Genomic DNA, 13,884 nt, shown 5'->3' on the forward strand with positions numbered 1-13,884 from the left:
CTGCGCGAGAGGCCGTGCGGATCGGTCTTCTCCTGAGAACGGAGGTGCCCCGGTACCCGCCGGCATGATCCTATCGACTGCGGCACCGGCACTAGCACCAGGTCTTATCCCGCGTGCCGCTGCATGGCGCATTTCCCTTTCATCTGCGGTATGCTGAGGCCGCGCAGAAGCCGAGGCGACCGAGCGGAGGCGGGCGGTGGATATTGCGGCTTGGCTGCGGAGCCTGGGCCTGGGGCAATACGAGCCTGCGTTCCGTGACAACGACATCGATGCTGAACTCGTGGCGCAGCTGACAGCCGAGGACCTTAAGGACCTTGGCATCGTCTCGGTGGGCCATCGCCGCAAGTTACTCGACGCCATCGCAGCATTGAACGATGCGGCCGGTCGCTCCGATAGCCTGCCCATTGCCCCTGCACGATCAGCAGCGCCGGTCCGGTCTGATCGACCTCAGCATTCGGAGGCCGAACGCCGTCAGCTCACCATCATGTTCTGCGACCTGGTCGGCTCGACGGCTCTGTCGAACCGCCTCGACCCTGAGGAGTATCGGGGGATCATCGCGGCCTTCCAGCAAGCGTGCGCCGACATCATCGGCCGGTTCGATGGCTTCCTCGCGAAGTATATGGGTGATGGGGTCCTCGCCTATTTCGGCTATCCGCAGGCCCACGAAGATGAGACCAGCCGCGCGGTTCTCGCAGGGTTGGCTCTGGTTGAACACATCACTCGCCTTGCGCTCCCTGCTGGTCTGGACCCTCTCCACGCTCGCGTTGGCGTCGCGACCGGCCTCGTGGTGGTGGGGGATCTGATCGGGGTCGGATCAGCTCAAGAGCAGAGTGTCGCGGGTGAGACACCGAACTTGGCAGCACGGCTGCAGGGCCTCGCGCCACCGGATGGGGTGCTGATTGCCGCATCAACCCGGCGGCTGCTTGGAAGCGAGTTCCAGCTCGTGGATATGGGACCACAGGATCTCAAGGGATTCGCCGCGCCTGTCCCGGCTTGGCTGGTTGTCGGCACTCGGGTAGTCGAGAGCCGCTTCGAGGCCCATGGCAGAGGCGCCACTCCTTTGATCGGGAGGAGCGAAGAGCTTGGGATCCTTATGCGCTGCTGGGAGCAGGCCAGCGACGGTGAGGGGCAGGCGGTCCTGCTCTCGGGTGAGCCTGGAATAGGCAAATCGCGGCTCGTGCGGGAGCTGCTCGACCGCTTGCAGTCCAACGCGCATGCCCAGGTGCAGTATCAATGCTCCGCGTTCTTCAGCAATTCGCCTCTGCATCCCTTCATTGCGCAGATCGAAAGGCATGCCGGTTTCCAGAATGAGGATACACCGACGAAACGATTGATGAAGCTGGAGACACTTCTGGACCGAACCAGCAACAATGCATTGGCATCTGTACCCCTGATAGCCGCAATGCTCTCGATCCCGACCGATGGGCGATACCCGCTGCCCGCTCATGATCCTCGACAGCAGAAGGAGCTCACACTCGCAGCCCTGACCCAGTATCTCATCGGCCTTGCGCGGCGGCAGCCAGTGCTCATCGTCGCCGAAGACGTGCACTGGGCTGATCCGACGACCTTGGAATTACTCGACCAGCTCATCGACCGGATGGCCTCACAGCGTGTCCTCCTCTTGATCACCTTCCGTCCGGAGTTTGAAGCAGGGTGGCAGCGACGACCCCATGTCACACCAATCTCACTCGACCGCCTCGGTCGGCGGCAGACCACCGAACTTGCAAAAGGAATTGCAGGAGAAGCGAAGCTACCGGACGAGCTGTTCAAGCAGATCCTTGAGAAGACAGATGGGATACCGCTCTTCGTGGAAGAGCTTACTAAGGCAGTGCTGGAGAGCAGGTCTCACGCAGGGGTGGGAATTGACCCTGCAGGTGGTAGTCCGCTCCCCTCCGTTATTCCGGCTAGCCTCCATGACACTCTTATGTCCCGTCTGGACCGTCTCCCTGACGCTAAGTCGGCCGCCCAGCGAGCGGCCGTGATCGGCCGTGAGTTCACCTTTGGATTGCTTACCAGCATCAGCCCTCAGAGGGAACGCGGGTTGCAAGCTGCTCTCGAGCAACTCATCTCCTCTGGGCTGATCTTCGTCCGGGGAGCACCACCCGAGGCGACTTACACGTTTAAGCACGCCCTTGTGTGCGATGCCGCCTATGCAAGCTTACTTAGTCGGCCCTGAACAATGCAGTTTGCTCAGGCGGCAATTGGATTCCAGGGTTCGGGGAAAGTATCCGATTGCGCGGATGAGCCCATTAGAGCCGCCATGAGCCAAGCGATAAACAGTCTGAGCCACGTCAGTATCAGCCGCAGATTATGTCCGGCGGCCACCAGCAGCGCATTGATCGCGTCGCCGGCTGCGCCGAGCAGGTGGTTGCGTCCCAGTCGCCCGTCCGCCTTCATGTGCCCGATCATCGGCTCGATCGCAGACCGGCGTCTCAGCTCGCGCTTGATCGTCGGTGTGAGGCCACGCCGCTGTCGGGTGATGAACACCCGATCCGTCTTGGCGTAGTCATGCCCGCGATAGCCCTGGTCGACGTAGATGCGCGAGGGCTCCACGTCAGTCATGGCCACGACCTGATCCATCGTCGTGTTGAGCGTGTGGCCGTCATACGGATTGCCCTCCAGCGATTTGGAAGCGAGCACGAAGCCTTCGCGGTTGGTCACCGCCAGTGCGACCTTGCTGCCGAACTCGTACGGCCGATGTGCCTTGCCTTTGGCGATGCACACCACCTCTGGCGCATGCAGGCTGTAGAGCTTGTTCTTGCTCGTGCGCTCCTGCGTCAGGAGGCGCTCTACGAGGCCGAGCAGAGGAGCAAACCGGCGTGAGAGAACCTCATCACTGGCGACTTTCCTGGCGACATCGCGATAGACCCGGCCCAAATAGGTCTTCAGCCGCTTGAGCTCTCGCCGCATGCGCCGCATCTGACGGGCATGGGCATACCGCCCCACCTGCACGGCAGCGCGTTTGGCCAAATGGGTGTGGGCCTGACGCAGCTCGAGGCCGTGCCGCTTGGCCTGTCGTACCAGAGCCTGCAAGGCCTTGAGATAGAGCTTGGCGTCGGTGGGATGAGTGATCGCCTTGGGCTGCACCGTGGTGTCGACGCTGATCCGCTCCAGGCTCGACGGTCGCACCGCGCCGCTCTCCAGCCCAGCCTGGATCGTGGCCGCCAGCAGCTTCTCCAGTCCCTCGGGTCCGAGCCGCTTGCGCCAGCGCGTCAGCGAGCTGGGATCACACGGCAGCTCATGCTGGAAGTACTCGCAGCCGCAGAACCACTGGTAATACGGATTCTCGATCCAGCGCTGCACCACTGCCTCATCGGACAGGTTGAAGGTATGCTGGAGATACGACAGTCCGACCATCAGGCGCGTTGGCTTCGCGGGCCGTCCGAGCGGGCGGTAGAAGCGACCAAACTCGTGGTCGAAGCGGCGCCAGTCGATGAGAACGGCGAGCCGATACAGCTCGTGACGCTGATCGAGGATTTGATCGAGACGGCTGCGGTAGAGATCGCCGGAACTCGGCAGCGTCGGCTTGGGTCCCATGGCAAAACACCAGGTTTAAGCGGGTCCATCCCCAGATGCCGGCATTTTACAATGCTTCGTGACGACGAAGAATCCTTCTGTCCCAACAAGTTGTGGGTTATTCAGGACCGACTACTTAAGAGCCGCCGCCAAGAGTATCACGCGCGGATCGCGGCTATTCTCGAAGAGAGCGACGCGGATGTGACCATCCGTCAACCAGAGCTCATTGCTCATCATCTGAGTGAGGCCCGTCTTGCAGAGAGAGCTGTCGTGTACTGGCAACTCGCCGCCGACAACGCAGCACGCCGACAGGCGCATCAGGAGGCGATAGCGCATTCCAACCGCGGCCTTGCGCTAGTGGATCTGATCCAGGACCAGAAGCAACGCCAACGGCATGAGCTGCGGCTGCTGGTGCAAATGGGGAACTCTGCTGCTGGCGCAAAGGGGTGGGACGCGGCAGAAGTCGGAAAGGCGCTCTACCGGGCGCGAGACCTCTGCGCCGATTTGGGAGACGATAGCCTGCTGCATTCCATTTTGGAGGGGCTTTTTGCGTTCCATGTGACGAACGGGGAGTTGCGCACCGCAGAGACGTTCGGCCTTGAGCTCCTCAGGTTGGGAGAGTCTCGAAACGACACGGCCCTCCAGCTCAATGGCCACCAGGCGCTGCTGAACGCTTGTTACAAGCTCGGGGCGTTTCAAGGGGCACAAGAGCACCTGGAACGCGGGATGAGCCTGTACAAGGAGCGCCCCTGGCCTGAGGCGACCATTGAATACGATGACCTAGGCCTCGGCCCGCTCCTGCTGGTTTATGGTGCCTGCACGCTGTGGATCCTGGGGTATCCAGATCGGGCAAGGCAAGCGGCAGCCGATGCCCTCGTCCTCGCGCGTCAACGTGGGCATCATCTGACCTTGGCTCACGCCACTCACATGATGGGCCACCTGTCTGAGCTCATGGACGACTGGGAGGGCGTTCGGAAGGCGAACGAAGAGACCATGGCCCTTGCCACAGAATGGGGTCTCTCCGGGATAAAGGAGATGGTCGCCCGACGTGAGCGGCTCGTTGCAGTGGCGCTCCACTGCGATCCAGAGCAGATGGAATACAAGCGCCAGCACCCGCAGCCAGGCTTCGCACGCTCGCTGCACGATGCCGTGCTGGCGAGAGCCTATGGCCGCGGTGGCGAGCCTGACGAGGGGCTGCGGATCCTCGAAGCCACTTCAGCCTGGGCGGATGCGACGGGTAGTCATTTCTTCGACGCGGAGGTCTATCGGACGCGTGCTGAACTACTCCTGCTGGCCAAACGACCGGCCAAGGCTGAACAGAGCTACCGCACGGCTCTGGTGATCGCCCGTGAGCAGAAAGCTCGCATGTGGGAGCTGAAATCTGCATGTGGCCTCGCCGACATGTTACGCGAACAAAGCCGGGTGGCCGAGGCACACGATCTCCTAGCACCGATCTATGGCTGGTTCAGCGAAGGCTTCAGTACACGGGAACTACAGATGGCGCGGACACTGTTGGATACGCTATCGATGTCCCCCAAGGCGGTTTGAAAACAGCCCCTCGATCTGTGCCTCATGCCTCATGAGTCCACGGGTCAGTGGCGCCCGCAGGCTCACTTTAAATCATCGAGCATCTGGCATGAGCGCCGCAACAGGGCGCTCACCGCCTGACGCTGTTCGATCATCTCCTTGGTGTGCAGCCCTGTCTTGAGCGCATGGCGGTTGCCGTTCAGTGCTCCCGAGCCACCCGCCCCGCCGGGCATCCGACACTGTTTCTTCCCCTGCACCGCCAGCGCCTGACAGGCCAACCCTGAAGCGGGGCGCGACCCACACCGGGGCTGTTCCGCACAGGCCGGATTACGCCCATGGTCACCCCGTGGTGCTGTCGTGGGTCCAATCGAGGGCACGGCCGATCGCATGTGCCAGAATTCCGACGGGGCGGTCTTCATCGGCCACTACGACGCGGGCCGGCCCCGGACTGCGGGATCGACCCCGGCGCACGATCTGAAGCGGGCAGGCTCCCGCATGATGGGAGGGCAGTTTCGTGCCTGAACCGACAGCGAGGTGGTTTTGCCCGAGCGCCAAAGGGCCAAGGGGCAAGGAAACGCCGCACCACACGGCGCCTTCGGGCGCTGTCTTGTTTCCCATCAAGTCGCCTTCTTATGGCGAGGATCATACTTCACAAGCTCGCCTGTCAGCTTCTTTCCTTCGCTGATGAGCCTCTTGGCCTTCTCGCGCAGCTTGTTCTTTTTCGCGCTGGTGCGCACCTTCTCACTGCCTTTGCCCATCGCTTGCCTCCCCAGACCGTGAAGTATCATTGAAACGATGGCTTGCTTCCGCAGTTCCAAGCGCCAGCCTGCTGATCAGATGTCTGGTTCTGGTCCGACGCTGCCGGTTGCAACTGCCGTTCTGCGTTGCGCAGACGGCATTGCGGGCATTCGCTCGGCCCAAGGTGAATTTTGCAGCAGAGTGAATATCCAAATCGCGACCGCGGCGGCCGATGAAGCAGAAACTCTCGCGGCGTGAGCCCGGGAAGCCCCATCGTTCACGGTGGGGAGCCATCACGGACCCTTGTCGGTGCAGGTGACATAGGCCACTGGATATGCCGACACATGCCGGTCCTCCGACAGGAGGGTAAGGCCTTCAGCGATGGCCTGGGCGATCAGCAGGTGATCGAAGGGGTCCCGGTGGTGCATTGGGAGACGGATGAGGTCCTCAAGATGCTCGGGGCGGATCGCAAGCGTTTCGAAACCTTGAGCGTTGATGGCGGCACCGATGTCACGGATGTCGGCCTCCAGCTTTCCAACGCGCACCTTCACCACGAGCTCCCACAATGACGCGATGCTAACCAAGATGTCGTTCGCAGGGTCGGTGACGAGGTCCTGGGCCTGGCGCTCGATCCGCGGATCACCCTCAAGCCACCAGAGAAGAGCGTGGGTATCGAGAAGGATCCTCAATCCCCATTCCCTTCCATGGCGGACAGAACGTCGTCGGGCAGCAGGTCGAAGTCCTCCGCCATGCGGATCTTGCCTTTCAACATGCCTGGGACCCGACGGGGACGCTCCGCACCAGAGGGTGGCCGGATCTCGGCGATGATCTCGTTGCGCGACATGACAAGGAACGAGGTGCCCTGGCGGGCCTGCCGGAGCAGCCGGCTGAGGTTCGCCCGCAGTTCACGGACGCCGACCCGAACCTGCTTGTCCTTCTGCGGTTGAACCATGACAATCCCTTTGTGTACTCTTATGTGTACGCAACTGTTGTGCGATGCGCAAGCCTGCCCGTTCGGATCCTCATCCGTGTACCCAGCTTGCTCGGAGAATCGTCTCGGGCGCTCAGTCGATTGTCCGTTCCGCGTCAGTGGATCCAGCGGCGACAGGGTTCATCAGCCCTTACGCTCCACCTATCTCCATGAGCATCGTCCGAGACTGCCGCAGCAGGGCATTCACAGCCTTGCTCTGCGTGGTCAGCTCGTGTTTGAGGGCACTGCAATTGCCGGGCGAGGCCGCGGATTGAACCAGGCTGCTCCTCCCGGGCGCACCCCGAACCCGGAAGGCTCACGAACCGGCGCTGGCGTGATGCGACCGACAAGCCCAGTGCAGAAGACACATTGACGTGCGGCTTCGGCATTTGGCCTTTTGTCTCCCCCCTCGGACCGGGAAAGGCTCTGATGGGTGATGATCGAACCCTCTCGGTACACTCAAGGACCGGCGCGATTGCGTCACGTAGCCAGGGGCTGTCCCAAGTGCCCGAGGGAGGACAGGATTTCCTTCTTCGAGAACGCCATACGGATCGAACAGCGCTGACCCGCCGGCCTGTTTCAGCAGGGGATAAGCGTGCCGAGACCGAGAAGCGATGGCTCTCTCGGAGGCCACCTTGGCCTACGAGGAGATGACGCGAGACGACACGCTTGCGCGTAGTCGGCTGAACAGGAATTGGGTCTTAATCGTCACCAGACCTACTCCCCAACTGCTAAAGCTGGACGGTTGCAGCAGCAGGGTCAGGCCTTGTTCTGTATTCATTTTTGTTTATATTTAAGACACATCAATCTAAGGAGGCATCGTAATGTCCCGCACCACGACGATGACGGTCCGGCTCAGTGGTGCACTGAGCGACTTTGTCGCCGCGAATGTCAGCGAGACTGGATCCTACGAGAATGTCAGCGAGTACGTCCGCGATCTGATCCGGCGCGACAAGGAGCGGGTAGAGCAGGAAGCGTTCGAGCGGCTTAAAGCGGAGCTAGCACGAGCCTTCGCAGCGCCCGAGGCCTCCTACCAACCGCTCACGGCCGCCGAAGTCATCACGCGCAACAAGGCGTAGTGCGGCATGGCCTCTGTCCGCGTCCAGGAGGCAGCGTCTCATCGCCTAGACGAAATCTACCGCTACACACGCGACCAATGGGGTGTCGAACAGGCCGAGCGGTATATCACCGGGCTGTTCGACGCCTTTGGCAAGATTGACACGCACGAGGTGTTGTCTCGCCCGATTCCGGCCGAGTTTGGGGTTGATGGTTACTTCTTCCGATATGAGCGGCACTTCGTCTACTGGCGGAAGCTCAGCAATGGCGACATCGGCATCGTGACGATCCTGCATGAGCGCATGCATCAGATCGATCGATTTCAGGACGACTTTGGATATTGACATCCTCCCCTCCGTTCACGGAGGGGAGGATGTCAATTCAGGCCATCCAGCAATCGGCGCGAGCATCGCAACAAGGCGCTCACGGCCTGACGCTGTTCGATCATCTCACGGGTGTGCAGCCCGGTCTTGAGCGCATGGCGGTTGCCGCGGGGTGCACCGGATCCGGCGGCCCCGCCATGCATGCGGCAGCGCCGCTTCCTTTGCACTTTCCGAAGTAACGAACCTCCCCCACTTGAAGCCCTGGAGCGATCCGGGGATTCTGGCGTTTCGGGGCCGAGAATTTCCGAGAAGACGTTGTACGGAACGCGCTTTGAAGGTTTCGTGACGTCTTCCCGTCGGCTTATGGAACGCCGCGCCGTAGTAGAACCGGCTTCGAAGCAGATATCAGCCAGCGCGCGAATACTGACGAATGCTTAGCACGGCATGGGCCAAAGAAACGCCTCCTTGCCTACGAGACATGCGGGCAAGGAGGCCGGTTTCTGGGAGCCAGAAGGCTGGGCTACGGACAGCCTTCATGTCTACAATGCGTCCGGCCCGGTCGCGTTTCAACGTGGCTAAGAGGAGAGGCCGGAAATGGCACTATCTCCGGCCTCTCCTTGCCTGGTCCCGATCATCAGTCGGAGCCGCCGCATCTCCAGGCCTGCAAACGATAGCTGGCTCCGCACCGTCCTACATCAGGATCGTTCGCCTGCCTCGGCAGGAAGGAAATCGGCCGCGGGCGCTCGTGGCGTATCTTGGGGCGGTAGACTACATCGATCCGATACCGGACCGGAGAGGCACGGGTTCTCTTCCAGACCGATGAGCAAGCGCCCCCGATAAGAAGAAAGCGCCACCGTCTCCAGGGCGCTTCAAGGTGCGGCCCGCCGCTGCTAACCACGGAGCCGGTTCAACCTGCGTACGCGTCCGATGCTCGTGGCGTCAGTCGGATAGCCGACAGATCTGGGAAAATCTTATGCTTCGTTGAAATGATTCCTTGCGGTCCAGGCGTCGTGGATGGCGATCGATGGAATCAATGGTCGGCCGCCTCGTCTTGCTGTGCGATCCTGATGCACTCAACCGGAGTGCCGGATTTCCATCGGCAAGTGCCGGTGTACCCATGGCTTGACCCCACAACGCAATCGGCTAACTGATTGCGCCCTGCCTTCCCTGGTATTGGATGAGTTATGGGTCAGTCAGAACAGCAGAAGCCGGATCTTCCTAGCATCACCGCCGACATCGTTTCATCGTATGTTGCGAACAATGCAGTCCATCGGGCCGATCTGCCGGCCGTGATCGCGTCCGTACATGCTGCACTCGCGAGGTTGGTCGCTCCCAAGCAGCTGAAGCCTGAGAAGCAGTTGCAGCCGGTCGTTGCGATCCGCAAGTCTGTCACGCCTGACTTCCTGATCAGTCTTGAAGACGGCAAGAAGTACAAAACGCTCAAGCGCCATCTCGGGAGGCTAGGGCTGACGGCTGAGGAGTATCGTGCAAAGTGGGGGCTTCCGGCTGATTACCCGATGGTTGCACCCAACTACGCGCAGAAGCGCTCTGAACTCGCCAGAAGCAGCGGCCTCGGCCAGCAGCGGCGGAAGACCGCCGCGAAAGCAGTTGCAGCGCCGGAGGAGACCGCCATGGCTCCGGCTGCGGCTTCAAAGCCCAAGCGTCGCGCACCTTCCAAGAAGAAGACCAGCGAGTAAGCTCCGAGCGTCCCTGGACGGCTTGGCAAACCACCGTCCCAACCATCTAACTCGGGCGAGGCTTGCCTACCCCCTCCGTTCAAGGCTTGCAGCCTAACCCGGTTTTACATCTGCCGTTGGCAGGGATCGGGCGATTCGGATCCCGTTGCCGAGAGGCAATCAACTTCGTGGAAGCCGCTTTTGGCACGCTGGGGAACAGTACAGAGATACTCGGCTGCTCCTAAAGGTTCACGAGGCGAACAGGCTACCAGAGGTGGCGGGCGGGGCTGTAAGGGTCCCAAGACAAATTGAAGAGGTATCCGGCCACTAGAGCGAGGATGCCCACGTTCAGAAGGGCGAGCAGGAGCAGGGTGATACGGGTCCTTCTCTCGTTCCCGAATAAGTTGAACTGAGTGACCTTCAGCTTCTCGCGTTGCTCCTGTTCGTCGTAACGCTCATCTTTCATAGGTTATCTCCGCACTCGCCCAGCTTTATCAGCCTCGCGTGTGCGTGAGAACATTACTCCGAATTTCCGAGAAGCCTTGGGGACAACGCCCTGTTCAGGGGAACTGAGGTCATCCTCCTCCGTTGAGAGTTCTCTTAGGTCGTTGGTAGATCCATTTCATATGTCTATTTCCGATCCCCGGATGGTGGTCCTTGTCGTGGAAGACGAGACCCTGGTGCGCATGTTCATGGCCGACTTCCTCGACGAGGCCGGGTTCAAGGTCTTCGAGGCGGTCAATGCCGACGAGGCTCTCACCGTCCTTCAGGCCCGCCCTGACATTCAGGTGGTGGTCACCGACATCGAGATGCCGACAGGCTCCATGAACGGCCTCAAGCTATCTCGCACCATCCAGGAGCGTTGGTCCGGCGTCGGCGTTGTGATTTCCTCGCGCCGGGAGCGCCCTGGCCCTGACGATTTGTCGGACCGGGTCGCGTTCCTCGGAAAGCCCTACCTGCCCAACACCATCATCGCCGTGTTCAGGCAAATGGCCACGCCGCAGGTGGTGGAGCCGCCAATGGTGCAGAGCGCCTGACGATTTGTATGCACTCAGTGGATGGTGGGCTCCAAGGGGATCGATGCGAGGGTACGGCCGGAGGGATCCACAATATCGAGTTGCCACCCTTGCCATGGTGCACCGACTTGAATCGCCTCGTTCCTGATCTCCTCAATAGTCTGCAGGGCCATTTCCCGTGCAGTGGCCAAGTCCGAGACCTCAATGCCGATATTGTCGCGGACGGTCTCGTGGCCGTTCACCAAGTAAAAGTAACAGCGCATCAATAGCCTCTGAATCCACGGCCGGGCTAGGCGGGTCCAAGCGGCCCGGCCGAGACCTCAGGGGATATCAGTATCGCTAAGGTCCTATTCAGGTATCTAGCCGCAGATTAGGCCTCTGCCAATAGAACCACTGGGTGACCCTCGCGCGGGGAATAAAAGCCGCCGCGATCCGTTAAGCTTTCTTATCGGGTGGTCATGTATTGGCTTTGGTGGAATGCAAGAGTTCGGGTTGGGCCGTCACGATGAATACCAGCCTTCGCAAGAGACCCGCATCAGGAGAGCCGTGGAGCATTCCCATGGCGGCTGTCCTGGGATTTATGACTGGCATCTTCGTTGCCACCATCCGTCATTTCAGCCATGACCACCTCGGGTACGCCTCAGCAGCCTTGGTCGAGCATTTTGTTCCCCACTTGATCGCCACTGTTACGGCATGTGCGCTTGTGTTTGCACTCGCTGCCGCAATCCGTAACCGGCTCAAGCGGCAGCGGGGCTATCAGGATTTTGACTAAGACAGCAGGGTTGCGGGAGGCGCTTCCTTGAAGCAGCGGCAAAGGCGCTTCTCGCAGCTAACTTCGTCTTCCATCAGGATTTGCGACGCCTTGTGCTCGGCGCATCGGGTCTCGACCATCTGCCAGACCAACAACTCAGCCGAAGACCGTTGTGCGAAGCCGCCAACAAACTCATCGTCGCAATAAATCAGCCAGCCGAGATGGCTACCGACGATTTTGCAAGTGGCGTGAGAGTGCGGCAACATCGGCCTCAAGTTTTCGGAGAACGGCAGGCGGAAAGTCACCTCTCCTGTCTCATTCGTGACCTCAATGGCATAGTCCCGTGGATCCCGACCTCGAGCTGCGAACACACGTTTGAGGTCTTGGGCAGCCTGCACCACTGCGCTCCAGGCCGTCTTCACATCCGGGTAATCGAGGCCGGCCTCGTCGCAACTCACGCCTCGACCCTTGCAGCGCATGTGAAAGAAGAAGCGAGGCATGGCGTCTCCCCAGAGCTACCCAGTGGACGGTTGGAATAACCGGCATTCGGTAGCAAAAACCACCAATCTGCCTGACCTGATTGAGTCCCGTCCCCGACCTGTCCCCACTTCTTCGGCCCCAAGACTCGACCGAAGAGGGGAAAGGATGGGTGCCGCCCTACGTCCTTTGCATTCAGGTCCTACGTCGCGTGCGTTCTTGGATGCGTTGCCACAGATCGTTAGCCTATGGACGCTTTCGCTGTGGTGGGGAGAACGATATGGACGATATCCCTTTCTATATCATGGACGAGCCTGTCATCGATCTGACGTTTGATATGCCAGACTTCAGCATACCAGAGCCTGCTGTCATCACTCTCTTCGATGTCGCGGTCTCGCACACCACCAGCATCCCTGCTCCCATCGGTAATACTGAGCCTGCGCCAGAAATTCTCGTGGGAGACTTTCCTCACGTCACTCTCCGCCCGCCTTCGGATGAGGATGTGCGGTTCTTGGAACTGCTCGATATGCTCAGCAAAGGCAATGGATACGGCGTCAACATCGTAGCGGTCGATGAGAACTTCAATGCCAAGTTCGAATACTATCTCGACGCCGATGGGGATGGACAGCGGGAATACTACACTCGCGAGGAACTCTTGGAAAAGTACGCTGGCACAGCCCAAGCTGTCGGTTAGTGCCCGAAGTATAGTTCTGGAAGGCTCTCTAGGCCATGTGGACGGATTGAGCCGAACAACGGGTAGGTAGATTCCCAAATCAGTGCGGCGATGATTCATAGCGGGTCGGCTTCAGGAGGCGCGACCATGCTGACGGGGATGAGAGAGGCAGACTGGGCAACGGTGCTGCGGGTGTTTGCCGCCTCGTGCTCTCGCCGAGGAGCTAAGGGCCGCAACGATCGGCGCTTCCTTGAGGCCCTGCACTACTTCACGGTTCACAACATCACCTGGCGGGCCTTACCTGAGTGCTTCGGCAATTGGAACTCGGTGTGGAAGCGCTTTTGGCGCTTGAGCCGGGCCGGCGTGTTCGAGGCCTTCTTCGAGGCCCTGGCGGCGCTGAGCGGGACCGCCCATCTGGTGCAGATGTTCGACTCCACCATCGTGCGGGCGCATGTCTCGGCCGCGGGCGCAAAAGGGGGCAGAGCCGACAGGCGTTGGGCCGCTCCCGGGGTGGCTTCTCGACCAAGATCCACCTCAAGACCGACTGGGATGGCGATCCGCTGGGCTTTCACCTGACCGGTGGTGAGGTCAGCGACAGCCCGCATTTCGAGACGCTGCTCGACCTCGGGCCAAACATCACGCCTCGGGCTGCTGTAGGCGATAAGGGCTATGACTCGAGGGCCAACCGACAGGCCGCCCGTTCGCGCGGCATCTGCCCGGCCATTCCATATCGGACGACCACCAAAGAGAAGCCGAAGTACTTCCCTAAGGCGCTTTACCGCGGACGGGCTCGCATCGAGCAGACCATGGGAAAGCTCAAGCGCTTCAAGCGCGTTGCTTTACGCTGCGAGAAGACTGATGAGAACTACGGCTCGTTCGTTGCTCTTGCTTTGAGCTTCATCCTGATCAAATCCGTCCACACGACCTAATAACCGGGCGCTTCGGCCCCGCCCCCGCGATGCTTCGGCTGAAGGTCTGGTTCGAACCCTGCTTGCCGGGGAAGCTGGGTTGCGCCAGCGAGATCCTTCGCCCCTTCCATCCATCGGAACCTTCTTCGCGCTTTTCTCCCCATTCCAGGCACCACGGCCTTCCCGCACGACAGTGTTTGAAGGCTGCATCGGACTCTTGACACGCAACAGCGCTGACCGGACAGTTGCTCGA

The 13,884-nt window shown here is 60.6% G+C and carries 20 protein-coding genes; 11 read left to right on the forward strand and 9 right to left on the reverse strand.

All coding sequences use genetic code 11. From position 1 onward, the window contains the following. Nucleotides 1-196 precede the first annotated feature (196 nt). Nucleotides 197-2,176, forward strand: coding sequence for an AAA family ATPase (locus JO965_RS43135; RefSeq protein WP_203447730.1), 1,980 nt, complete (start codon nucleotides 197-199; stop codon nucleotides 2,174-2,176). Between the two features lie 14 nt (nucleotides 2,177-2,190). Here the strand turns inward: JO965_RS43135 and JO965_RS43140 are convergent, their stop codons facing one another. Then, a complete protein-coding gene (locus tag JO965_RS43140; protein WP_203447731.1) occupies nucleotides 2,191-3,537 on the reverse strand; it encodes an IS5 family transposase in 1,347 nt (448 codons plus the stop codon). Nucleotides 3,538-3,588: 51 nt separating this feature from the next. Here JO965_RS43140 and JO965_RS43145 point away from each other — a divergent pair, with 51 nt between their 5' ends. Beyond that, nucleotides 3,589-5,064, forward strand: coding sequence for a hypothetical protein (locus JO965_RS43145; protein ID WP_203447732.1), 1,476 nt, complete (start codon nucleotides 3,589-3,591; stop codon nucleotides 5,062-5,064). A 62-nt stretch (nucleotides 5,065-5,126) separates the two neighbouring features. On the opposite strand, the gene JO965_RS48730 is transcribed toward JO965_RS43145, so the two are convergent. The 5 genes from JO965_RS48730 to JO965_RS43170 form a co-directional block, all read right to left on the reverse strand. Beyond that, nucleotides 5,127-5,300 carry a hypothetical protein gene (locus JO965_RS48730; protein ID WP_246777303.1) on the reverse strand — a complete coding sequence of 58 codons (174 nt, stop codon included), beginning with the start codon at nucleotides 5,298-5,300 and terminating at the stop codon, nucleotides 5,127-5,129. Between the two features lie 82 nt (nucleotides 5,301-5,382). Continuing rightward, the gene (locus JO965_RS43155) at nucleotides 5,383-5,661 is read right to left on the reverse strand and encodes a hypothetical protein (protein ID WP_203447733.1); all 279 of its coding nucleotides are present in this window, start codon (nucleotides 5,659-5,661) and stop codon (nucleotides 5,383-5,385) included. Continuing rightward, nucleotides 5,661-5,861 carry a hypothetical protein gene (locus JO965_RS43160; protein WP_203447734.1) on the reverse strand — a complete coding sequence of 67 codons (201 nt, stop codon included), beginning with the start codon at nucleotides 5,859-5,861 and terminating at the stop codon, nucleotides 5,661-5,663. Before JO965_RS43160 ends, JO965_RS43155 begins: the two co-directional genes overlap by 1 nt. A gap of 213 nt (nucleotides 5,862-6,074) precedes the next feature. Further along, nucleotides 6,075-6,470, reverse strand: a complete 396-nt coding sequence (locus JO965_RS43165) for a type II toxin-antitoxin system VapC family toxin (RefSeq protein ID WP_203447735.1) — start codon at nucleotides 6,468-6,470, stop codon at nucleotides 6,075-6,077. Beyond that, on the reverse strand, nucleotides 6,467-6,733 hold the full coding sequence (locus JO965_RS43170; RefSeq protein ID WP_203447736.1) for a type II toxin-antitoxin system Phd/YefM family antitoxin: 267 nt from the start codon (nucleotides 6,731-6,733) through the stop codon (nucleotides 6,467-6,469). The genes JO965_RS43165 and JO965_RS43170 overlap by 4 nt, the downstream gene beginning before the upstream one ends. 842 nt (nucleotides 6,734-7,575) lie before the next feature. Here JO965_RS43170 and JO965_RS43175 point away from each other — a divergent pair. The 4 genes from JO965_RS43175 to JO965_RS43190 all read left to right on the forward strand — a co-directional run bounded on the left by JO965_RS43175 (nucleotide 7,576) and on the right by JO965_RS43190 (nucleotide 9,827). After that, entirely contained in the window at nucleotides 7,576-7,830 is a 255-nt protein-coding gene (locus JO965_RS43175; protein ID WP_203447737.1) for a transcriptional regulator, read from the forward strand. A 6-nt stretch (nucleotides 7,831-7,836) separates the two neighbouring features. After that, nucleotides 7,837-8,151: a type II toxin-antitoxin system RelE/ParE family toxin gene (locus JO965_RS43180; protein WP_203447738.1), complete on the forward strand. Its 315-nt coding sequence runs from the start codon at nucleotides 7,837-7,839 to the stop codon at nucleotides 8,149-8,151. 29 nt (nucleotides 8,152-8,180) lie between these two features. After that, entirely contained in the window at nucleotides 8,181-8,369 is a 189-nt protein-coding gene (locus JO965_RS43185) for a hypothetical protein (RefSeq protein WP_203447739.1), read from the forward strand. A 945-nt stretch (nucleotides 8,370-9,314) separates the two neighbouring features. Next, the gene (locus JO965_RS43190; RefSeq protein WP_203447740.1) at nucleotides 9,315-9,827 is read left to right on the forward strand and encodes a MucR family transcriptional regulator; all 513 of its coding nucleotides are present in this window, start codon (nucleotides 9,315-9,317) and stop codon (nucleotides 9,825-9,827) included. Between the two features lie 244 nt (nucleotides 9,828-10,071). Here JO965_RS43190 and JO965_RS43195 read toward each other — a convergent pair whose 3' ends face one another. Further along, nucleotides 10,072-10,272 carry a hypothetical protein gene (locus JO965_RS43195; protein ID WP_203447741.1) on the reverse strand — a complete coding sequence of 67 codons (201 nt, stop codon included), beginning with the start codon at nucleotides 10,270-10,272 and terminating at the stop codon, nucleotides 10,072-10,074. Between the two features lie 160 nt (nucleotides 10,273-10,432). On the opposite strand from JO965_RS43195, the gene JO965_RS43200 reads away from it, so the two are divergent. Next, nucleotides 10,433-10,843 (forward strand): response regulator, encoded by a 411-nt coding sequence (locus JO965_RS43200; protein WP_246777304.1) that lies wholly within the window; start codon nucleotides 10,433-10,435, stop codon nucleotides 10,841-10,843. 14 nt (nucleotides 10,844-10,857) lie between these two features. Here the strand turns inward: JO965_RS43200 and JO965_RS43205 are convergent, their stop codons facing one another. After that, the gene (locus JO965_RS43205) at nucleotides 10,858-11,085 is read right to left on the reverse strand and encodes a hypothetical protein (RefSeq protein WP_203447742.1); all 228 of its coding nucleotides are present in this window, start codon (nucleotides 11,083-11,085) and stop codon (nucleotides 10,858-10,860) included. Nucleotides 11,086-11,381: 296 nt separating this feature from the next. Here JO965_RS43205 and JO965_RS43210 point away from each other — a divergent pair, with 296 nt between their 5' ends. Further along, complete coding sequence (locus JO965_RS43210; RefSeq protein WP_203447743.1) at nucleotides 11,382-11,594, forward strand: hypothetical protein; 213 nt, start codon at nucleotides 11,382-11,384, stop codon at nucleotides 11,592-11,594. On the opposite strand, the gene JO965_RS43215 is transcribed toward JO965_RS43210, so the two are convergent. Beyond that, entirely contained in the window at nucleotides 11,591-12,073 is a 483-nt protein-coding gene (locus JO965_RS43215; protein ID WP_203447744.1) for a hypothetical protein, read from the reverse strand. The genes JO965_RS43210 and JO965_RS43215 overlap by 4 nt on opposite strands. Before the next feature lie 257 nt (nucleotides 12,074-12,330). Here JO965_RS43215 and JO965_RS43220 point away from each other — a divergent pair, with 257 nt between their 5' ends. From JO965_RS43220 to JO965_RS43230, 3 genes are all read left to right on the forward strand, one after another. Next, complete coding sequence (locus JO965_RS43220) at nucleotides 12,331-12,744, forward strand: hypothetical protein (protein WP_203447745.1); 414 nt, start codon at nucleotides 12,331-12,333, stop codon at nucleotides 12,742-12,744. Nucleotides 12,745-12,870: 126 nt separating this feature from the next. Beyond that, nucleotides 12,871-13,299 (forward strand): transposase, encoded by a 429-nt coding sequence (locus JO965_RS43225; protein ID WP_203447746.1) that lies wholly within the window; start codon nucleotides 12,871-12,873, stop codon nucleotides 13,297-13,299. Beyond that, nucleotides 13,218-13,652, forward strand: a complete 435-nt coding sequence (locus tag JO965_RS43230) for an IS5 family transposase (RefSeq protein ID WP_203447957.1) — start codon at nucleotides 13,218-13,220, stop codon at nucleotides 13,650-13,652. Before JO965_RS43225 ends, JO965_RS43230 begins: the two co-directional genes overlap by 82 nt. The last annotated feature ends 232 nt before the right edge of the window (nucleotides 13,653-13,884 follow it).

It is taken from the genome of Microvirga sp. VF16 (assembly GCF_016864375.1).
Taxonomy (GTDB): Bacteria; Pseudomonadota; Alphaproteobacteria; order Rhizobiales; family Beijerinckiaceae; genus Microvirga.